Raw genomic sequence first — 19,454 nt, 5'->3', positions numbered from 1 at the left:
AGAAAACTTAATCGGCCAATAAGCTTCTCTACATGGAAATCGATCCCCGACGGTTGCGGATCCTCCATGAGGTCGCCCGTCGCGGTGGCGTGATGAAGGCGGCCGAAGCGCTCCACCTGACTCCGTCTGCCGTCTCCCAGCAACTGGCCCAGCTCGAACGCGAGGTCGGCCTGGCCCTGCTCGACCGCTCCCAGCGCCGCATCTCCCTCACCCCGGCGGGACGGGTGCTGTCGGCGTACGGCGAGCGCATCGAGGAACAGCTCTCCGAGGCGCGCGACGAGCTCAACCGCTTCACCGAACGCCTGTCCGGTCCGGTGACCATCGCGGCCTTCCCCACGGTGATCAGGCACCTGCTGGTGCCGGCCCTGCGGGTGCTCGCCGAGCGGCACCCCCGGATCGTCCCGGTGATCCACGAGGTGTACGGCAGCGACGCCCTCCAGGAACTCCGCCTGGGCGCCGTCGACCTCGTGGTGACCGAGCGCGACATGAGCACCCCCGCGCCGTCGCTCCCGTCGATGACCCGCCACCGCCTCTACGACGACGAATACCGGATCGTGGCCCCGCCCACCCTCGACCGCATCCCCGCCGACGTCGGCGAGCTGGCCGACCTGCCGTGGGTGGCGGGCGTGCCGTTCCAGGCCTGCGGCGCCGCCCTGGAGCGGCTCAGCCAGCTCCACGGCTTCGAGCCGCGGCGCACCCACATCATCTCGGAGTTCCCGCCCGTGCTCAGCCTGGTCGCGGCGGGCCACGGGGTGGCGATCGTGCCGTCGCTGGCGCTGCTCGACTTCCCCCGGGGCGAGGTCGTGGTGACCGGCATCCACGGGGTGGGGTCGCGGCGCATCGAGGCCCTGACCCGGGTGAGCCGGACGCGGTCGGGGGAGCCCGACCCGGTCCAGGCGGTGGTGATCGAGGTCCTGCGGGAGGCGGCCGAGGAGCTGACCGAGCGGGTGGCGGTGCTGAGCGCCTCCCTGGAGGCCCACTGAACCCCAAGCCGCCCGGGTGGGGGCCTGCTCGCTCAATCCGGCACACGCGGGCCGGTGATCCGGTCGGCCAGTCTGGCCAGACGTTCCCGCAGCCCGTTCCGGGGGGCCTCCCCGGCGGCCACGCTGACCAGGTGCTGGGCGCCGTCGAAGGTCAGCGGGGCGGTCAGCCGGGGGACCGCGAAGGCGTCGTGGGCCAGGGCCTCCAGCTCCGGGTCGCCGCCGTCGATGGCGAGGATGGTCGCGCCCGTCTTGCGGGCGTCGGAGACCCGTTCGAGCAGCGGCACGGGGGCCTGGCTCTCCGCCACCACGACCAGCGTCTCGCCCCGCCGCGCCTCCGAGAGGCGGTCGACGCCCACCCGCAGGTGCGGGGGCGCCGTCAGGTCGGGGGACCAGCGGACCAGCGTCGGGGTGAGCTGGGTCAGGCCCGATAAGCGGGCCTCGTCGGCCAGGTGGGCGGTCAGGTGCCACGGTTCGTCGTCGGGGGTGCCGGCGATCAGCAGGCCTCCGGGGGAGCGGGTGGTGCGCATCGCCCTGCCGAGGGCGCGGGCCCGGTCGGGCCATTCGGTGGAGTCGAGGGCCTCGCGGAGGAGGCTGACCGCTTCGGCGTCCATGGTGTTCATCGTGCCCCAGGGGGTGGGGGCGCACCGGGGGCTTCGGTTTTTCCGGCACGGGACAATTCGCCTGACTCGGTACTTGACTCGCGCCTACTCGCGGGTAACCATCGGCTCACGGCGCCGTCCCCCGAGAAGTGATCCCGTGAAGGGCGGCATGTCCCCATGCGTCTTCGAGTCCGTGCGACCGTGCTCGCGATCGCGGCCCTCGTGTTCCCTCTCCTCGTGCCGTCGGGCGCTCAGGCCGCCGCGCCGGGCGACGTCGTCGAGGCCACCCCGACCACCGTCTACCTCGCGCCTGGCCGGCTCCTGGAGGTGCCGGTCCGGGCCTGGCACCTCCGCTACCGGTCGACCTCGGCAATCGGGGGGTCGAACGTCGTCTCCGGGACGTTGCTCGTCCCCAAGTCCGGATATTCAGGCAAACGGCCCATCGTCGGGTACGCCGTCGGCACCCACGGCCTCGGCGACCAGTGCGCGCCCAGCGCCGCCATGGCGAACGGGACCGAGCTCGAACTCGCCTTCGTCAGCCTGATGCTGCTCAAGGGCTGGGCGGTGGCGGTCACCGACTACGAGGGGCTGGGGACGCCGGGAGACCACACGTACATGGCCGGGAGATCCCAGGCGCACGCGGTGCTCGACTCGATCCGGGCGGCCACCCGGGTGCCCGACGCGGGACTGGCGGCCGGCGGGCCCGTGGTGATCATGGGGTACTCGCAGGGAGGCGCGTCGGCGGGGTGGGCGGCCCAGCTCCAGCCGTCGTACGCCCCCGAGCTGCGGCTGCGCGGGGTGGCGGCGGGCGGCGTGCCGGCCGACCTGAAGAAGGTCGCCGAGAACGTCGACGGCGGCGGCGACTTCGGCCTGGCCGCGGCGGCGGGGCTCGGCTTCGACGCGGCCTACCCCGAACTGCGCCTGGCCGACTATCTCACCCCCGAAGGGGCCGCCCTGTTCGCCGACGCCCGGGACGACTGCGTCGACGAGCTGCGCGACAAGCTCGCCGGGCGCACCCTGACCGACCTCACCACCCAGGACGTCATGAACCGGCCCGACTGGAGCGCCCGACTCCAGGAGAACCGCCTCGGCGCGACCCGGCCCTCCGTGCCCGTGTTCGTCTGGCACGGCACCGGCGACGAGATCATCCCGATCGCCGTCGGCCGCACGCTGCGCTCCGAGTGGTGCGCCAAGGGGGGCACGGTCACCTGGACGAGCGTCCCGGCGCCCAGCCACGTGCTCGGCGCGGTCGAGGGCGGGCCGCTGGCCGTCGCGTGGCTGGCCGGGCGGGTGCTCGGGCTGCCGGCCTTCGGCAACTGCTGACCCGTGCCGGGGATGACGTGCGCCGGACCGGGTGTTGTCCCTGGCATGATCGAGAACATGGCCGACCGACTTGAAGATGTGACGATCGCGATCCTCGGCGGGACCGGCGACCAGGGCAACGGCCTGGCTCGCCGGTTCGCCCTGGCCGGGCACCGCGTGCTCATCGGCTCCCGCAGCGCCGAGCGCGCCCAGGCGGCGGCCGAGGCGCTGGCCGACGCGGGCCGCGTCGAGGGCGGCGCCAACGCCGACGTCGCCGCCGAGGCCGGCCTGGTGATCGTCGCGGTTCCGTGGGACGGCCACAAGGCGCTGCTCACCGACCTGGCCGACGTGCTGGCGGGCAAGATCGTGGTCGACTGCGTCAACCCGCTCGGGTTCGACAAGCAGGGCGCCTACGCCCTCCCCGTCGAGGAGGGCAGCGCCGTCCAGCAGGCCGCGGCGGTGCTGCCCGGCAGCCGGGTCGTCGGGGCGTTCCACCACGTGTCGGCCAAGCTGCTGCTCGACCCCGCCGTCGAGGCGATCGACCTCGACGTGCTGGTGCTCGGCGACGACCGCGAGGCCACCGACCTCGTGCAGGCCCTCGCGGCCCGCATCCCGGGGGTGCGGGGGATCTACGGCGGGCGGTTGCGCAACGCCCACCAGGTCGAGGCGTTCACGGCCAACCTCGTGTCGATCAATCGGCGCTACAAGGCGCACGCGGGCATCCGCGTGACCGACGTCTAGTCAGGCGTTCGCGACGAGCCAGTCGGCCACCGCTCCCGGCGCGACCACCTGGTGCAGGTGGTCGCCCGGGATCCGGGTCACCGGCCAGCCCCGCTCGTCGGCCTCCTTGGCCGGGCGTTCGTAGGGGTCGCTGAACCACAGGTAGGCGCCGCGCACGTGGTCCCACGTGTGCGGGACGGGGATGTGCTGGCTGTAGTAGAGCAGCGGCAGGCGCGGCTGCTCGGCCACGATCTCGTCGCGGGTGCGCCGGTCGGGGACCAGCGCCGACACCATCTCCTCGGGCCACCAGTCGGTCCAGCGCGGCAGCACGCCGTTCTCGTCGGCCATCGCGCCCAGGAAGGTCAGGTGGTCGGACTCGGCCGCCGGGATCGAGCCGCGGCGGGGCGGGAGGGCGGCGTCCACGAACAGCACCGCCGTCACCTGGCCGCGCAGGCGTTCGGCCACGAGAGGCACGTAGAGGCCGGCGTTGCTGTGGGCGACGACCACCACCGGGCCGTCGGGGGCCGCCACGGACACCTGGTCGACCACCCGCGGCCAGTAGGGCGGCGGGCCCGCCGTCACGTCGGTCAGCGACGGGACCACGGCGTGCCGGCCGCGGGCGCGGAGCTCGGCCGCCACCGGGGTCCACGTGGACGGTCCGACCGCGGGGCTGTGCACGAGGAGGAAGGTGGCGTCCATGAGCACAAGCATTCACCCGCGGCGGCGATTTTGGATGGCTTGTCCGCTGCCCGTGAACAATCTTCTAGACCACGAGCGTCGGGAGAGCCGGCCGGCGGCGGGTGCCGTCGTAGTCGTGCCAGGCCGATTTCAGACCCTCGACGCAGCGGGTCAGCTCGGGCTCGGGGTGCACGAACGGCAGGCGCAACATGATCTCGTAGCCGGTCCCGGCCGGGTCGAAGGCCGTTCCCGGCGGCACCGCGACCCCGTGGCGGGCGGTGACCTGAGCGAACGCGCCCGCGTCGCCCCGGGGCAGGCGCACCCACAACGTCTGCCCGCCCGCCACCGGCCGGGCCGACCACTCGGGCAGGTGCTCGCGCAGCAGCGCGACCAGGTGGTCGTGGCGGCGCTTCAGCGTCTCCAGCCGGGCCCGCCGCACCTCGTCGGCCCGGTCGAGCAGGATCGCCGCCGCGAGCTGGCCGACGGCGTCGCCGCCCAGGTCGTGGACGGCCCGCCGCCGGGCCAGGCGGGAGATCACCGGCTCCGCCGCCCTGATCCAGCCGACCCGCAGGCCGCCCCACACCAGCTTGCTCAGCGAGCCCACCGTGAGGACCTGCTCGCCCCGGGCGTAGGCGGCCAGCGGGAGCGGGCGTTCGCCGTCGAAGCACAACTCGGCCGGGACCGCGTCGTCGATCAGCGGCACGTCGGCCTCCTCGGCCCACGCCACCAGGCGGCGCCGGGCCAGGGACGGCATCACCCGGCCGGTGGGGTTGTGCGCGGTCGGGATCGTGTACGCCAGCGCGGGCCGCACCGGCGCCGACCGGCCACGGGGTGACAACACGCCCCGTTCGTGCAGCTCGTCGAGGTCGCAGGCGTCGATCCTGGCCCCGGCGTCAAGCAGGATCTCCGACGCCCCGGTGTAGGTGGGCGACTCCAGCCGGACCGTGTCGCCGGGGCTGACGAACTGGCTCGCCAGCAGGGAGATCGCCTGCTGGCCGCCGTTGGTGGCGAGGATCTGGCCGGGCTCGGTCGGCAGGCCGAGCCGGGTGAAGTGGCGGGCCACCGCGCGCCGGAACTCCGGCAGCCCGGCCGGGTGGTAGCCGATGTCGCGGGGCAGCCGCGTCGCCGCCTCGCGGTAGGCCTCGACCAGTTCCGGCGGCGGCTCGACGGGGGCCGCGCAGGTCAGCAGCGTCACCCCGTCGGGCGGGTCGAGCACGTGCAGCAGCAGCGGGTTGGCGACCGCGCCGGACGAGCGGCTGACCGGCAGCTGCGCCTCGGCCACGCGGGTGCCGCTGCCCCGCCGCCGCACCAGGCGGCCCTCCTGCTGGAGCAGGTCGTACGCCGCGACGACCGTGCCCCGCCCGACCGCCAGCCGCCGGGCCAGCACCCGGTCGGGCGGCAGCAGCGAGCCGGGGGCGAGCAGCCCGTCGTCGACGAGGCCGCGTAATCGGGCGGCCAGCAGGAGATAGAGCGGGCCCCGCCCGGACGCCCAGCGCCCGAGCCAGCCGACGAGGCGATCCTCCTCCGTCATGCCGCCATGGTGACATTGGATCGCGATGCGAGCCAATTCACCGTGATTGGCTCTCCAACCAGTCCGCGTGACCCGTCATCCTTAGCTGTGTGACTGATTTGCGACCGGATACACGAGTTGTCCACCTTCCCAAGGTTCAGCCAGAAGGTAGTGCGCCGATCTCGACGCCGATCTACCAGACCTCCGGGTTCCTGTTCGACGACCCGGCCGTGTTCGCCGACGGCATGGACCGCCCCGACGGCGCCTTCGTCTACGGCCGCTACTCCAACCCCACCACCCGGGTGTTCGAGGAGGCCGTCGCCGGCCTGGAGGGCGGCGTCGCCGCCGTCGCCGCCGCGACCGGCATGGGCGCGATCAACACCGTCTTCCTGGCCCTGCTCAGCCCCGGCGACCACGTGGTCGCGCAGCACTCCCTGTACGGGGGCACCGGCCACATGCTGGAGGAACTGGAGGCCAGGTTCGGGATCTCGGTCACGTACGTGCCCGAGGACGACCCCGAGGCGGCCCGCGCGGCCTTCCGCCCGGAGACCAGGCTCCTCTACCTGGAGACCATCGCCAACCCGATGACCCAGGTCGCCGACCTGCCCGGCATGTGCGCCGTGGCCCGCGAGGCCGGTGTCCCGGTGATCGTCGACAACACCTTCGCCTCGCCGGTCGTGTGCCGGCCCATCGAGCACGGCGCCTCGATCGTGGTGCACTCCTCGACGAAGTACCTGTCCGGCCACGCCGACATCGTCGGCGGCATCTCCGTCTTCGCCGACCACGAGCTGCACCGCAAGGTCTGGAAGTTCCACTGCGGTCTCGGCGCGGCGCCCGACCCGTTCGCGTCGTGGTTGTCGCTGCGCGGCCTCCAGACGCTGCCGCTGCGGATGGCCCGCCACAACGAGAACGCCCGCCTGCTGGCGACCCGGTTCGCCGAGCACCCCGCCGTCGCGGCGGTCCACTGGCCGGGGCTGCCCACGCACAAGTCGCACGCCCTGGCCGTCAAGCTGCTGCCCGACTTCGGCGGCGTCTTCTCCATCGACCTCGCGGGCGGGCGGGAGGCCGGGGTGCGGTTCATGAAGTCGCTGAAGGTGGCGCTCCTCGCGCCCTCGCTCGGCGGCGTCGAGACGCTGGTCCTGCACCCCGCGTCCACCTCCCACCGCTCGGTCTCCGACGCCGCGCTGGCGGCGGCGGGCATCAACCCCGGCACGGTCAGGATCGCGGTCGGCATCGAACACCCCGAGGACCTGTGGGCCGACTTCGCCCAGGCCCTCGGCTGAGTGGTCCGTCCGGAACTGCGCCATGATGGGCCGATGACGCTCACCCGTGACGACGTGATCGAGGCCGCTTCGGTGATCGGCGGGCGCGTCCGGCGCACGCCGGTCGTCGAGGCCGCCCCCGGGGTCTGGCTCAAGCTGGAGTGCCTCCAGCACGCGGGCTCGTTCAAGGTCCGCGGCGCCTTCAACCGCATGCTCTCCGCCGACCTCCCGGCGGCCGGGGTGATCGCCGCCAGCGGCGGCAACCACGGCCTGGCGGTGGCTCACGCGGCGCGGGCGCTGGGGATCAGGGCGGAGATCTTCGTCCCCGAGGTCTGCGCGCCGGTCAAGATCGCCGGTCTGCGCGCGCTCGGCGCCGAGGTCGTGGTGACCGGCGCCATCTACGCCGACGCCCTCGGCGCCTCCCGCAAGCGCGCCGCCGAGACGGGCGCCCTGGAACTGCACGCCTACGACCAGCACGAGGTCGTCGCCGGTCAGGGGACGCTGGCCCTGGAACTGGAGGAGCAGGTCCCCGGCCTCGACACGATCGTCGTCGCGGCGGGCGGCGGCGGCCTCTCGGGGGGAGTGCGGGCGGCGTTCGGCGGCGAGGTCGTCGTGGTCGAACCCGAACTCATCCCGACGATCCACCGGGCGCTGGCCGCGCGGGAACCGGTGCAGGTGGACGTCTCGGGTGTGGGCGCCGACGCGCTGGGGGCCAGCAGGGCGGGCGCGATCGCGCTGGAGGTGCTCCAAGACAGGGTGACGAGCGTGCTGGTGAGCGACGAGGCGATCAGCGAGGCCCGCCGGACCCTGTGGCGCGACCACCGCGTCGCGTCAGAGCACGCGGGCGCGGCGGCCTACGCGGCGCTCCTGTCGGGCCGATGGGCACCCTCGCCGGGAAGCACGACGGCGATCGTGGTGTGCGGCTCGAACACCGACCCGGCGACATTGGCCTGAACTCGGCGCCGGCCAGCCCAGCCTCGTGGCCGCTCAAGACCCTGTCGTTGCTCGAAGCCGGTCTGAGCGGGTCAGACGGGAGCCCTTCACGCCGACGTGTTCCGTCGTGGCGGCGGTGTCACAGGCGGGTGGTCGGCGCCGGATACGGCGTGGCGGGCGGACGGCGGCCGGGGCCGCTGTAGGCGGAGCCGTAACGGAGGAAGGGACCTCCCGGTCACCCCCGGCGGAGTCCGTGTCGCGACGGGGGTGACCGGTGAGGTTAGCTGTAGCTGTGCTCCTTGGCCGGGAAGGCCCCGGAGCTCACTTCGTCGGCGAAGGCGCGGACCGCGCGGTCCATCTCGCTGTGGAGGTCGAAGTACTTCTTCACGAACTTCGCCGGGCGCTCGGTCAGGCCCATGAGGTCCTGCCAGACGAGCACCTGCGCGTCGGTGCCGGGCCCCGCGCCGATGCCGATCGTCGGGATCGACAGCGCGGCGGTCACCCGGTCGGCCAGGTCGGTCGGCACGCATTCGAGCACCAGCGAGAAGGCCCCGGCGTGTTCGAGCGCCTTGGCGTCGGCCATCAGCTCGTCGCCCGACTGGCCGCGCCCCTGGACGCGGTAGCCGCCGAACGCGTTGACCGACTGGGGGGTCAGGCCCAGGTGGCCCATCACCGGGATGCCGGCCGAGACGAGGGCCTCGACCTGGGGGAGCACCCGGTGGCCGCCTTCGAGCTTGACCGCGTGGGCGCCGGCCTCCTTCATGAAGCGGGCGGCGGTCTCCAGCGCCTGCGCGGGGCTCGCCTGGTAGGAGCCGAAGGGCAGGTCGGCGACGACGAGGGCGCGCGAGGAGCCCCGGACCACCGCCGCCGTGAGCGGGATGAGGTCGTCGACCGTGACCGGCAGGGTCGAGTCGTAGCCGTAGACGACCATCGCGGCCGAGTCGCCGACGAGCATGACCGGGATGCCGGCCTCGTCGAAGACGCGGGCGGTCATGGCGTCGTAGGCCGTCACCATCGGCCACTTCTCGCCGCTCGACTTCGCTGCCTGGATGTCGCGTACGGTCACCCGGCGGCCGGCGGCCCCACCGTAAAGTGCAGAGGACATGGCTACCTCCTGGTCTCGTGGCGCCCCTGTGGCGTCCCCGGACAGTCGCATCATCGCATGCGACATCGGGATAGAACACCCCGCCCACTACCCGTAATCCGGTTCTGTCAGAAGCCCGCCGCTTGGCACAATGCCGTGCGGAGGTCGTAAGTAATGAAAACGGCGATTGAACCTTACCGGAGGCTGTTCCGGCTCCCGGGCGTCCCCTCACTCGTGGCTCTGGGGCTGGTCACCCGCATCCCGGCGACCGCGACCGGGCTCACCATCTGGCTGCACGCGGCCGACACGTTGGAGGTCTCCGCGCTGCAGGCGGGGGTGGTGAGCGCCGCCTCCACGGTCGGCATCGCGGTGGGGTCGCCGCTGCTCGGGCGGGTGGTCGACCGCCGGGGCGTCCGGCCGGTCGTGGCGGTGACCACTCTGGCGCAGGTGGTGTTCTGGCTGGCCGCGCCCTCGTTGCCCTATGAGGCGCTGGTGGCTGCGGCCTTCGTGGGCGGGCTGCTGATGCTGCCGGTCTTCGGGCTGATCCGGCAGTGCGTGGCCGCGATGGTGCCCAAGGAGCAGCACCGGACGGGGTTCGCGCTCGACTCGATGTGCGTCGAGTTGTCGTACATGATCGGGCCGGCCGTCGGGGCCGCCGCGGTGAGCCTGCTGTCGAGCACAGTGGCCATGCGGGCCGTCGGCGTCGGGTTCGCCCTGGCGGGGCTGGGGCTCTACCTGCTCGACCCGCCGAGCCGGTCGGCCGAGGAACTGGCCGAGGGGCCTCAGAGGAAGGTGCCGACGCGGCACTGGATGAACGTGCGGGTGCTGACGATCTTCGGGGTGACCGCCGCGCTGACCTTCGTGCTGACCGCGACGGATCTGGCGATCGTCGCCACCCTTCAGCGCTCCGGGGACACCGCCTGGATCGGGCTCGTCATCGGCCTGTGGTGCTTCGCCTCCCTCGTCGGCGGGTTCGTCTACGGCGTGCTGCCGCGCGGCTTCTCCCCGCTCGTCATGATCGGCGGCCTGTGCGCGCTGACCATCCCGGTCGGTTTCGTCGGCGGCGGCTGGTGGTGGCTGATCCCGGCGCTGATCCCCGGCGGCCTGCTCTGCGCGCCGTCGTTGTCGACGACGGTCGACTACGTCAACAAATCGGTCCCGGCGGCCGCGCGCGGGGAATCGATGGGCATGCACGGGACGTTCCTCACCATCGGCGTCTCGCTGGCGGGCCCGGTGGCCGGCCTGATCATCGACGCCTGGGGCCCGAACTGGGCGTTCACCGGGGCGGGGCTCATCGGGCTGGTGCTGGTGCTGGTCGCGGTGCCGTTCTGGCGGATGCCGGTCAAGGCGGCGGAACCCGTTAAGGTGCCCGCCTAGTTTTCGAAACGCGACCGTTGCGTATCGTTATTCGCCGGGTGTACATTTCGATACGAAACGACATCGTATCGAAAGTTATCGGGGGCATCCGTGGATGCACACTCGGGACACCCGCGCCGCTGGCAGATCCTCGGCGTGATGGTGTTCTCGCTGCTCGCGGTGGTGCTCGACCAGACGATCCTGAACGTGGCGATCAAGACGATCGCCGATCCCGTTCACGGACTGGGCGCCACCCAGAGCGAGCTCGAATGGGCCATGAACTCCTACACCCTGGCGTTCGCCGGCCTGCTGTTCACCTTCGGCGTGCTCGGCGACCGGCTCGGCCGCAAGCGCATGCTGATGGCGGGCATGGCCCTGTTCCTGCTGGCCTCGGTGGCCAGCGGGTACGCGCAGGACCCCAACCAGCTGATCGCCGCCAGGGCCCTCATGGGCGTCGGGGGCGCGGCGATCATGCCGGCCACCCTCGCGATCATCTCCAACGTCTTCCCCTTCCACGAGCGCGGCCGGGCCATCGGCATCTGGGCGGCCGGGGTCGGCATCGCCGTCGCCATCGGCCCCATCACCGGCGGTCTGCTCCTGGAGCACTTCTGGTGGGGCTCGGTCTTCCTGGTCAACGTGCCGATCGTGCTGATCGGACTGGTCCTCAACGCCGTCCTGGTGCCCGACTCCAAGGACCCGCACAAGGCCCGGCTCGACCCGATCGGCGTGGTGCTGTCGATCCTCGGCCTGATCTCGCTCGTCTACGGCATCGTCCGGATCAGCGACCTCGGCACCGTCGCCGACGTGACCGTCATCGTGCCGGTCGCGGTCGGCGTGGCGATCCTCGCGGGGTTCGTCTGGTACGAGGCCCGCACCGACCACCCGGCCTTCGACGTCCGCCACTTCCGCAACCCGGCCTTCACCACCGCGATCACCACGGTCGGCCTGACGTTCTTCTCCGCCATCGGCGTGATGTTCTTCATGGCCTTCTACTGGCAGATCGTGCGCGGCTACTCCCCGCTGCAGTCGGGCGCGCTGGTGCTGCCCTTCGCCGCCGGCCAGCTCCTCTTCTCCCCGCGCAGCGCCGCCATGGTCGAGCGCTACGGCGCCAAGCTCGTCGGCACCGTCGCGATGACCGTGATCACGCTGGTGCTGGGCGCCTACGTCTTCGTCGGCGTCGACACCCCGATCTGGATCCTGCTCGTGCTGGGCTTCGTCCAGGGCGGCGCGATGGCCAACATCCTGCCGCCCGCGACGACCGCCATCATGAACGCGCTGCCGCGGGAGAAGGCCGGCGTCGGCTCCTCGATGAGCAACGTGTTCCGCCAGGTCGGCTCGTGCCTCGGCATCGCGGTCCTGGGCGCGATCCTGTCGGCCAGCTACCGCAACGACATGGAGGGCGTGGCCGCCGCGCTGCCCGGCGACGTGGGCCACGTCGCCCAGGAGTCGATCGCCGGCGCGGCCGGGGTCGCCTCGGCCCTGGGCCCGCAGGGCACCTCGCTGCTGCACGCCGCCAACGAGGCGTTCGTGACGGGCGTCCACTGGGCGTCGGGCGGGGCCGCGCTGATGACCCTGATCGGCGTCTTCGTGGTGGCCCGCTGGATGCCCGGGAAGTCGGCGCCCACGGTCATCCCCGACCTTGTGAAGGCCGAAAGCGCCGTAGGATAGAAGACTGCCATGACGACCATTCAGGAATCCGCGGGGCGGGGGCGTCCCCGCAGCGAGCGCGCCGAGAAGGCGATCGTCGACGCCACCCTCGACATGATCGGCGAGGGCGTCACGGTGTCGGAGTTGTCGATCGAGGCGGTCGCGAACCGCGCCGGGGTCGGCAAGACGACGATCTACCGGCGCTGGGCGAACAAGGAAGACCTGGTGGTCGACTCACTGGCCACGCTCCGGCTCCCCATGCCGGAGCCCGGCGGCGCCGACGTGCGGGCCGACCTGATCGAATATCTGAAGATCATGCGGTCGGAGTCGAGCGAGCTGCGCAACCGCTGCATCACCAACATCGCGCTCAACGAGGCCGACCGCTACCCCGACCTCTACCGCCGGTTCCGCGAACTCGTCATCGAGCCGCGCCGCGAGGCCTTCCGGCAGGTCCTGCGGCGCGGCGTGGCGACCGGTGAGCTGCGCCCCGACCTCGACATCGAAGTGGCGATGTCGATGCTGGTCGGGGCGATGCTCTTCCACACGAAGATGTCGGGCCCGGACTACCCGGTGCCCGGCGACCTCCCGGAGCGGCTGGTCGACGAGGCGCTGCGCGGCTTCCGCTACGACGTGACCCGGAACGTGGCGTCCTGACGGTCGGTCGCCGTGCTGATCGGGTCGATGCGCAGCAGGTAGTCGTAGTGCCGCAGGTACCGCGCCGGGAAGTTGTACGACCGGAACGACGACCAGCTGCCGTCGGCCAGCCCGGCCACCCGATGGAAGGTGGCGTCCGCCCGGAAGACGGCCGTGCCGTCATTGGCGTCCAGGCGCATCGCGTAGTCCCAGTGGCGCAGGTAGCTGCCCGGCCGGTTCACCGACTCGAACGACACCCCCGCCGAGTCGGCCAGGCCGGGCACCATGCGCCACAGCTGATCCTGGTGCGGGTCGAACGGGTAGGCGTCGATGCGCCCGACCAGGTTGGCGTGCCGGACGAAGCGGTCGGGGAAGTTGTACGACTTGAGCCTGACCCAGCTCGGCAGCCCCCACCGGGAGACCAGGGCGGTGTACTCGGCGTCGGTGATACCGGCGATGGAGCCGTGTTTGGCGTTGAGCGGCGGGGTGTAGTCGCGCTGGTTCGCGGCGGTCCAGGCGTTGGCGCCGATGGTCGACGACGTCCAGAGGTAGTAGTCGTTGTTGACCGGGCTGAAGGAGTCGCCCCAGAGCCGCCAGCCGCCCTCGTTGGTCTTCAGCAGCAGCGGCGCCTCGATCGCGTTGCCCTGCCGCAGGCCGCTCGTGTAGGTGGTGAAGCTGTTCGGCTGGCCGGTCGACGACCGCGCGCCGTAGAGCAGCCCGTCGTTGAGGTTCTTGTAGTAGAGGTACGTCGTGTCGCCGTCGACGACGATGTCGCCGTCCAGGACGTTGAAGCTCGGGCTGAAGAAGGTCTGCTGGGCGCCGACCGTCTGGAAGTCGGCGGTGTAGTTGACCGCGAGGACGTCGCGGCCCCCGGTGTTGAACGAGTAGACGATGCCGTACTGGCCGCGCGAGTCGTCGCGGAACACCGTGGGGGCCCAGGTGTGGCCGCCGGTGGTGTGCATGCGCAGGCGGCGGTAGTTCGTGAAGGCCGTCAGGTTGACCGAGTCCCAGGCGTGCAGATACTGGCTGACCGAACTGAAGTTGGTGCCCTTGAGATCGGTGGCGATCACCACGAAGGCGCCGTCGGCCTTGCGGTAGACCTGCGGGTCGCGTAACCCCTGCTCTCCGGCGGTGGGGGTGGCGACGGGGTTGTTCTGGTTGAGGGGCGACCAGTTCAGCCCGTCGCGGCTGACCGCCAGGTGCAGGCCGTAGTTGGAGGCCGACTGGTTGGGGGTCTCGGTGAAGTAGGCGAAGACGTAGGCGGTGTTGGCCGCCCACGCGGCGCGGGGGAAGGCGGCCACGCCGGTGGCCAGGGCGGCGGTCGTGAGGGCGGTCTTGCCGAACTGCCTGCGGCTGAGGGACACGGGAGCGTCCTTTCTGGGGGTGTTATCGCTAACATTCGCGAGTGAGCGATCCCCTGGGGGTACCGGTGAGTATCCGGCCGCCGGACCGGGCGTCAACGCGCCGTCCCGGCGCACCCCGGCGGTCGAGGACACGAGGCCCCGCTGCCTCGGGCTCGCGGTGAGGCGCGCCGGGTCGTGTGCACCGCGCCGGTGAAACTTACACGGGCGCGCCCGGCTGTAGCGTCTGCGTGCCCAGAACGACGGCCAGGGCCAGGCGGTCGGCGTCTTCCGTGCCGGGCTCGGCGGTGTAGACGGTGATGCGCAGGTCGTCGCGGGCGACGAACAGCGTGTCGCAGTCGAGGGTGATCGGGCCGGTCGCCGGGTGGTCGATGGTCTTCTGCCGGGAGGTGTCGGCCGGGGCCGGGGGTGTCTCGGCGTCCCACAGTTCGGCGAAGCGCGGGCTGCCGGAGGCCAGGTCGGTGATCAGACGCCGCAGGTCGCGGTCGGCGGGGTAGCGCGAGGCCGTCAGGCGCAGGTCGGCCACGAGCCGGGCTTCGTGCTCGGCCTGCTCCCGCGGGGTGTGCACGACCCGCGTGGGCAGGCGGGCGACGTTGCGCCAGACGGCGTTGCGTTCCAGGCCGCGCCAGGTGCTCGTCTCGCCCATGAGCGCGTCGTAGGGCTCGTTGGCCAGCACGAGTGTCCAGCTTGCGTCGTACACGACGACCGGGGTGTTCGCCAGCCGGTCGAGCAGCCGTTGCACGCTAGGGGTGACTCGCGACGGCACGACGTCCGGACCGGGCGCGGCGTGCCCGGCCAGCCGGTAGAGCAGGTCGCGTTCGGTGTCGGACAGGCGCAGCGCCCGGGCCAGCGACTCCACGACCTGCGCCGACGGCGCGGTCGCGCGCCCCTGCTCAAGGCGGGTCAGGTAGTCGGCCGAGATGCCGGCGAGCGTGGCCAGCTCCTCGCGGCGCAACCCGGTGGCCCGGCGTCGGGGGCCCGCCCGCACGCCGACGGCCGAGGGCGTCACCCGGTCGCGCCAGCGGCGCACCGTCGGGCCGAACTCCCACGCTTCCACGCTCTCCATTCTGCGCGTGCCCGCGCCGGGTTGTCCTGGCCCTGGCAGTCCTACGAAAACCGGACGAATGGCTGTGGCCCGGCCGGCCTCGCAGGCTGGGCCCATGACCGAACCCGGAACCGTTCTGATCACCGGCCCGACCCGCAACCTGGGCCGGCACGCCGTGCTGGCCATGGCTCGCCGCCCGGCCGGGCGGCGACCCGACCTGCTGCTGGTCGGCCGAGCCGGGCCGGATTTGACCGCGGTCGCCGACGAGGCCCGCGCGCATGGCGCCGTCGTCCACGAGATCGGCTGCGACCTGTCGCGACTGGCCGACGTCCGGGCCGCCGCGGCCACCGTGCGCGCCCTGCTCACCGCCGGCGCCGTACGGCCGCTCCGCGCGCTGGTCGCCAACGCCGGCGCCATGTCGGCCGACACCCGGCGGGCCTCGTCCGACGGCTACGAGATGACCTTCGCCGTCAACCACCTCGCGCATGCCCAGCTCATCGGCGACCTGCTCGGCTCGTTCACCACCCCGGCGCGGGTCGTGCTGCTCGGCTCGAACACCTATCACGCCAATTTCTGGCGCAGGCTGCTGGGCGTGCCCGAGGCCGAGTGGGCCGATCCCGTCGAGCTCGCCCGCCCGGCCGCCGGTGAGCGGGCCCCGGGCCTGACCGCGTTCGGCGTCGCCTACTCCAACGCCAAGCTGGCGATCCTGTACTACGCCCATGAGCTGCAGCGACGCGTCGGCGACGGGATCAACGTGGCGGTGTTCGAACCGGGCTGGATGCCCGGCACCGCGCTGGGCCGCGGCGCCCCCAGGGCGGTTCGGGCGATGAGCCGCGCCCTGGGCCGTGTCCCCGGCGTGTCGACGCCGCGGCGCTCGGGGCCGCTGCTGGCCGCGCTGGCCCTCGACGACAGATGGGCGCACCTGCGCGAGGGCGCGTTCGTGGTGAAGACCCGGCCGGCCGAGGTGCGGCCGGTCGCCCACGACCCGGGCCGGGAGCGGCGCCTGTGGGAGGCGACCACCGAGCTGCTGGAACGCGCGGGCGCGTCCAAGGCCTGAGGGAGCCCGGGACGAAGACGTTATGACGGCATCTCGCGCCACTTGTTGGTGATCGGCAGGCGGCGGTCGCGCCCGAAGTTCTTCGGGCTGATCTTCGGGCCCGGCGGGTACTGCCGGCGCTTGTACTCGGCGAAGTCGACCAGCCGGATGATGCGCAGCACCAGTTCGGGGTCGTGGCCGGCCGCGATCAGCGCGTCGCGGCCCATGTCCTTCTCGACGTAGTCGTCGAGCAGCCGGTCGAGCACCTCGTAGGGCGGCAGCGAGTCGGTGTCGCGCTGGTCGGGCCGCAGCTCGGCGCTGGGCTCCTTGGTGATCGAGTTCTCCGGGATCGGCGGCGGGTCGGACTGGGTGTTGCGCCACCGCGACAACTCCCAGACCAGGGTCTTCGGCACGTCCTTGATCGGCGCGAAGCCGCCCGCCGAGTCGCCGTAGAGGGTCGAGTAGCCCGCCGCCAGCTCGCTCTTGTTGCCGGTCGTCAGCACCAGGTGGCCGTGCTGGTTCGAGAGCGACATGAGGAACATGCCGCGGACCCGGGCCTGGAGGTTCTCGGCGGCCAGGCCCGTCAGCTCGACCTCCTTCTCGAAGGCGGCGACCGTGTCGGCGATGGGCAGGATCCGGGAGTGCACGCCCTGGCGGCGCACCAGCTCCTCGGCGTCGTCGATCGAGTGGCCGGAGCTGTAGCGCGAGGGCATCAGCACCACGTGGACGCGGTCGGCGCCGATGGCGTCGGCGGCGATGGTGGCGGTCAGGGCCGAGTCGATGCCGCCCGACAGGCCCAGGATGACCGAGCGGAAGCCGTTCTTCTCCACGTAGTCGCGCACGCCGAGCACGAGCGCGCCGTAGACCTCGGCGGCGTCGTCGAGGCGGTCGGCGACGACCGGCTCCTGCGGCTCGAAGGTCACCGGTTCCTCCGAGAGCACGACCCGCTCGACCGTGATCGTGGTGCCGTCGCCGGCGTCGTACACCGACTCTCCGGGCTCGCCCGAGCCCAGGGGGAGGTCGAGGTCGGCGAAGAGGAGCTCCTCGGTGAACTGGGCCGCGCGGGCGATCAGGGCGCCGTCGGCGCCGACGACGAGGGAGTCGCCGTCGAAGACCAGTTCGTCCTGGCCGCCGACCTGGTTGGCGTAGGCGAGCGCGCAGCCCGCCTCGCGGGCCCGGCGGGCGCACAGGTCCCGGCGCACGTCGTCCTTCTCCCGCTCGTACGGCGAGGCGTTCGGCACCACCAGCAGGCCCGCGCCGGCCGCGCCGGCCACGGACACCGGGCCGCCCTCCTGCCACAGGTCCTCGCAGATCGCGACGGCCACGTCGACGCCGTGGAGGCGGAAGACCGGCAGGCGGTCGCCGCGCACGAAGTAGCGGTATTCGTCGAAGACGCCGTAGTTGGGCAGGTGGTGCTTGGCGGTGCGGACGACCACGCGGCCCCGGTGGAGCACGGCGGCGGCGTCGAGGGGCGCGCCCTTGGGCTGGCCCACCCGGGCCACCCGGTCGGCGCGGTCGACGTAGCCGACGACGACGGGGAGGTCGCCGTAACCGGCGTCGGCCAGGCGGCGGGCGCAGCTCTCCAGGGTCGCGATGGACGCGTCGACGAAGGAGGCGCGCAGCACCAGGTCCTCGACCGGATAGCCGGTCAGGAACATCTCGGTGAAGACCACCAGATGGGCGCCGCCCGCGTGGGCCTTGCCGGTCCATTCGACGAGCCGGTCGGCGTTCCCGGCGAGGTCTCCGACGACGGGGTTGGTCTGGGCGAGTGCGATGCGGAGTTGGGCCACGGCACCAGCCTACGGGGCGCCCCCAATTTTCATCAATGTGACGATAAGCACCCCTGTCACGTTCCGGGGCTGACGAGTCCCGTCTCGTAGGCGAGCACGACGAGCTGGGCCCGGTCGATCAGGTCGAGGCGTTTGAGCAGGCCGGTCACCTCGGCCGCGACCTCCGGCTCGTCGACGGCCAGGGTGACCGCGATCTGGCGGTTGGTGAAGCCGCGCGCGATGAGCCGGACCAGGTCGACCTCGGTGTCGCTGAGCCCGCCGGGCGCGGCCGGGTTGTGGCGGCCCGCGAAGGCGGCGATGAGGTGGGTCGTCACGGCCGGGTCGATCAGCGCGTCGCCCGCCACGGCGGCCCGGATCGCGGCGATGAGCTGCTCGGGGGCCGACGTCTTCAGCACGAAGCCGCTGACCCCGGCGCGCAGCGCCGAGTAGAGGTTGTCGTCGGTGCCGAAGGTGGTCATCATGATCACCTTCGGCGGGTCGTTCTCGGCCAGGATGCGCCGGGCCGCCGCGAGGCCGTCGAGGCGCGGCATCTGGATGTCCATCAGCACGACGTCGGGCCGGGTCAGGTGGACCTGCTGGATCGCCTGCTCGCCGTTCTCGGCCTCGGCCACGAGCTCCAGGCCGGGCTCGCTGTCGAGCACCACCTTCAGCCCGGTGCGCACCAGCGCCTGGTCGTCGGCCACGACCACCCGCAGCACCTCGGCCGGCCTCGGCGCGGACACGGGCGGGGCGGCCGGCCCGTCGAGGTGGGCGGCCTGCCCGAGGATGTCCTGCTCCAGCCGCTGGAGCGCGGGGCCCAGGTCGAGCCCGAGCTCGTCGCGCAGGACGTCGCGGGCCCGGCGCAGCGCGCCGAGCGCGTCGGCCTGGCGGCCGGCCCGGTAGAGGGCCAGGGCGAGCAGCCGCCAGGCCTCCTCGCGCAGCGGGTGGGCGGAGGCGTGCGCCTCCAGGTCGGGGATGAGCGCGGCGCTGCGGCCCAGCCGGACGGCCGCGTCGGCCCGCCGCTCGACCGCGATCAGCCGCAGGTCGTCGAGCCGCTGCGCCTCGGCCTGGGCCCAGGCCAGGTCGCCGAACTCGGCCAGCGCCGGGCCCCGCCACAACGCGAGCGCGGTGTCGAGCCGGGTCAGCGTGGCCGCCAGGTCGTCGCCGTCGTCGCGTTTCACCAGGTGTTCGAAGTGCCAGGCGTCGACGTTCTCGACGTCGGCGCGCAGCGCGTAGCCGGGCGGGGCCGAGACCAGCACCCCGGCCTCCTCACGGGGCGCCCGGCCGGGCTCCAGCGCCCGCCGCAGGCGGGACACGTAGCCCTGGATCGTCGACAGGGCCTGGGCGGGCGGACGCCCCGGCCACAACTCGTCGATCAGGGTGCTGACGGGAATGGCCCGCCCGCCCGCCACCAGAAGGCGGGCCAGGACGGCCTGCTGCCGCTGACCTCCCAGGTCGAGCGGCCGCCCGTCGGAAATGGCCTGGAACGGCCCCAGGGCCCGAAGAATCACCATGGTGGTGGTAAGCGTAGAGCAA

At 72.6% G+C, this 19,454-nt stretch carries 17 protein-coding genes; 9 read left to right on the top strand and 8 right to left on the bottom strand.

Annotation, left to right across the window (positions count from 1 at the left end; all coding sequences use genetic code 11):
* Window positions 1-32 precede the first annotated feature (32 nt).
* Window positions 33-983 (top strand): LysR family transcriptional regulator, encoded by a 951-nt coding sequence (locus GT755_RS14550; RefSeq protein WP_161480254.1) that lies wholly within the window; start codon window positions 33-35, stop codon window positions 981-983.
* 32 nt (window positions 984-1,015) lie between these two features.
* On the opposite strand, the gene GT755_RS14545 is transcribed toward GT755_RS14550, so the two are convergent.
* Window positions 1,016-1,594 (bottom strand): hypothetical protein, encoded by a 579-nt coding sequence (locus tag GT755_RS14545; RefSeq protein ID WP_202610035.1) that lies wholly within the window; start codon window positions 1,592-1,594, stop codon window positions 1,016-1,018.
* Window positions 1,595-1,759: 165 nt separating this feature from the next.
* Here GT755_RS14545 and GT755_RS14540 point away from each other — a divergent pair, with 165 nt between their 5' ends.
* Entirely contained in the window at window positions 1,760-2,905 is a 1,146-nt protein-coding gene (locus GT755_RS14540; RefSeq protein WP_161480252.1) for a lipase family protein, read from the top strand.
* A gap of 57 nt (window positions 2,906-2,962) precedes the next feature.
* Window positions 2,963-3,625, top strand: a complete 663-nt coding sequence (gene npdG, locus GT755_RS14535) for an NADPH-dependent F420 reductase (protein WP_161480251.1) — start codon at window positions 2,963-2,965, stop codon at window positions 3,623-3,625.
* Here npdG and GT755_RS14530 read toward each other — a convergent pair whose 3' ends face one another.
* Both GT755_RS14530 and GT755_RS14525 read right to left on the bottom strand, forming a co-directional pair.
* Window positions 3,626-4,303: an alpha/beta fold hydrolase gene (locus GT755_RS14530; RefSeq protein ID WP_161480250.1), complete on the bottom strand. Its 678-nt coding sequence runs from the start codon at window positions 4,301-4,303 to the stop codon at window positions 3,626-3,628.
* Window positions 4,304-4,367: 64 nt separating this feature from the next.
* The gene (locus GT755_RS14525; RefSeq protein ID WP_161480249.1) at window positions 4,368-5,813 is read right to left on the bottom strand and encodes an aminotransferase-like domain-containing protein; all 1,446 of its coding nucleotides are present in this window, start codon (window positions 5,811-5,813) and stop codon (window positions 4,368-4,370) included.
* 89 nt (window positions 5,814-5,902) lie between these two features.
* On the opposite strand from GT755_RS14525, the gene GT755_RS14520 reads away from it, so the two are divergent.
* Both GT755_RS14520 and GT755_RS14515 read left to right on the top strand, forming a co-directional pair.
* Window positions 5,903-7,075 (top strand): trans-sulfuration enzyme family protein, encoded by a 1,173-nt coding sequence (locus GT755_RS14520; protein WP_161480248.1) that lies wholly within the window; start codon window positions 5,903-5,905, stop codon window positions 7,073-7,075.
* Window positions 7,076-7,108: 33 nt separating this feature from the next.
* Complete coding sequence (locus GT755_RS14515; RefSeq protein WP_161480247.1) at window positions 7,109-8,008, top strand: threonine/serine dehydratase; 900 nt, start codon at window positions 7,109-7,111, stop codon at window positions 8,006-8,008.
* Between the two features lie 259 nt (window positions 8,009-8,267).
* On the opposite strand, the gene panB is transcribed toward GT755_RS14515, so the two are convergent.
* Window positions 8,268-9,092 (bottom strand): 3-methyl-2-oxobutanoate hydroxymethyltransferase, encoded by an 825-nt coding sequence (gene panB / locus GT755_RS14510; RefSeq protein ID WP_202610033.1) that lies wholly within the window; start codon window positions 9,090-9,092, stop codon window positions 8,268-8,270.
* 153 nt (window positions 9,093-9,245) lie between these two features.
* Here panB and GT755_RS14505 point away from each other — a divergent pair, with 153 nt between their 5' ends.
* The 3 genes from GT755_RS14505 (at window position 9,246) to GT755_RS14495 (ending at window position 12,728) form a co-directional block, all read left to right on the top strand.
* Window positions 9,246-10,448 (top strand): MFS transporter, encoded by a 1,203-nt coding sequence (locus GT755_RS14505; RefSeq protein ID WP_161480245.1) that lies wholly within the window; start codon window positions 9,246-9,248, stop codon window positions 10,446-10,448.
* Between the two features lie 90 nt (window positions 10,449-10,538).
* Entirely contained in the window at window positions 10,539-12,095 is a 1,557-nt protein-coding gene (locus tag GT755_RS14500) for a DHA2 family efflux MFS transporter permease subunit (RefSeq protein WP_161480244.1), read from the top strand.
* Window positions 12,096-12,104: 9 nt separating this feature from the next.
* Entirely contained in the window at window positions 12,105-12,728 is a 624-nt protein-coding gene (locus GT755_RS14495) for a TetR/AcrR family transcriptional regulator (protein ID WP_161480243.1), read from the top strand.
* Here the strand turns inward: GT755_RS14495 and GT755_RS14490 are convergent.
* On the bottom strand, window positions 12,698-14,071 hold the full coding sequence (locus GT755_RS14490) for a glycoside hydrolase family 43 protein (RefSeq protein ID WP_161480242.1): 1,374 nt from the start codon (window positions 14,069-14,071) through the stop codon (window positions 12,698-12,700). The genes GT755_RS14495 and GT755_RS14490 overlap by 31 nt on opposite strands.
* Window positions 14,072-14,267: 196 nt before the next feature.
* Window positions 14,268-15,125, bottom strand: a complete 858-nt coding sequence (locus GT755_RS14485; protein ID WP_161480241.1) for a helix-turn-helix transcriptional regulator — start codon at window positions 15,123-15,125, stop codon at window positions 14,268-14,270.
* Between the two features lie 103 nt (window positions 15,126-15,228).
* Here GT755_RS14485 and GT755_RS14480 point away from each other — a divergent pair, with 103 nt between their 5' ends.
* On the top strand, window positions 15,229-16,170 hold the full coding sequence (locus tag GT755_RS14480; RefSeq protein ID WP_161480240.1) for an SDR family NAD(P)-dependent oxidoreductase: 942 nt from the start codon (window positions 15,229-15,231) through the stop codon (window positions 16,168-16,170).
* 20 nt (window positions 16,171-16,190) lie between these two features.
* Here the strand turns inward: GT755_RS14480 and GT755_RS14475 are convergent, their stop codons facing one another.
* The gene (locus tag GT755_RS14475) at window positions 16,191-17,939 is read right to left on the bottom strand and encodes an NAD+ synthase (RefSeq protein ID WP_161480239.1); all 1,749 of its coding nucleotides are present in this window, start codon (window positions 17,937-17,939) and stop codon (window positions 16,191-16,193) included.
* Window positions 17,940-17,995: 56 nt separating this feature from the next.
* Window positions 17,996-19,432, bottom strand: coding sequence for a BTAD domain-containing putative transcriptional regulator (locus GT755_RS14470; RefSeq protein ID WP_161480238.1), 1,437 nt, complete (start codon window positions 19,430-19,432; stop codon window positions 17,996-17,998).
* Window positions 19,433-19,454: the final 22 nt, after the last annotated feature.

The sequence above is a fragment of the Herbidospora solisilvae genome (assembly GCF_009901565.1).
Taxonomy (GTDB): Bacteria; Actinomycetota; Actinomycetes; order Streptosporangiales; family Streptosporangiaceae; genus Herbidospora; species Herbidospora solisilvae.
The sequence above is the reverse complement of the archived record's forward strand: the minus strand, read 5'-3'. Positions and strand labels throughout refer to the sequence as shown.

Coding starts and splice junctions, on each gene's coding strand:
- GT755_RS14550 (WP_161480254.1), top strand. CDS start 33: ATGGAAATCGATCCCCGACGGTTGCGGATCCTCCATGAGGTCGCCCGT.
- GT755_RS14545 (WP_202610035.1), bottom strand. CDS start 1,594: ATGGACGCCGAAGCGGTCAGCCTCCTCCGCGAGGCCCTCGACTCCACC.
- GT755_RS14540 (WP_161480252.1), top strand. CDS start 1,760: ATGCGTCTTCGAGTCCGTGCGACCGTGCTCGCGATCGCGGCCCTCGTG.
- npdG (WP_161480251.1), top strand. CDS start 2,963: ATGGCCGACCGACTTGAAGATGTGACGATCGCGATCCTCGGCGGGACC.
- GT755_RS14530 (WP_161480250.1), bottom strand. CDS start 4,303: ATGGACGCCACCTTCCTCCTCGTGCACAGCCCCGCGGTCGGACCGTCC.
- GT755_RS14525 (WP_161480249.1), bottom strand. CDS start 5,813: ATGACGGAGGAGGATCGCCTCGTCGGCTGGCTCGGGCGCTGGGCGTCC.
- GT755_RS14515 (WP_161480247.1), top strand. CDS start 7,109: ATGACGCTCACCCGTGACGACGTGATCGAGGCCGCTTCGGTGATCGGC.
- panB (WP_202610033.1), bottom strand. CDS start 9,092: ATGTCCTCTGCACTTTACGGTGGGGCCGCCGGCCGCCGGGTGACCGTA.
- GT755_RS14505 (WP_161480245.1), top strand. CDS start 9,246: ATGAAAACGGCGATTGAACCTTACCGGAGGCTGTTCCGGCTCCCGGGC.
- GT755_RS14495 (WP_161480243.1), top strand. CDS start 12,105: ATGACGACCATTCAGGAATCCGCGGGGCGGGGGCGTCCCCGCAGCGAG.
- GT755_RS14480 (WP_161480240.1), top strand. CDS start 15,229: ATGACCGAACCCGGAACCGTTCTGATCACCGGCCCGACCCGCAACCTG.
- GT755_RS14470 (WP_161480238.1), bottom strand. CDS start 19,432: ATGGTGATTCTTCGGGCCCTGGGGCCGTTCCAGGCCATTTCCGACGGG.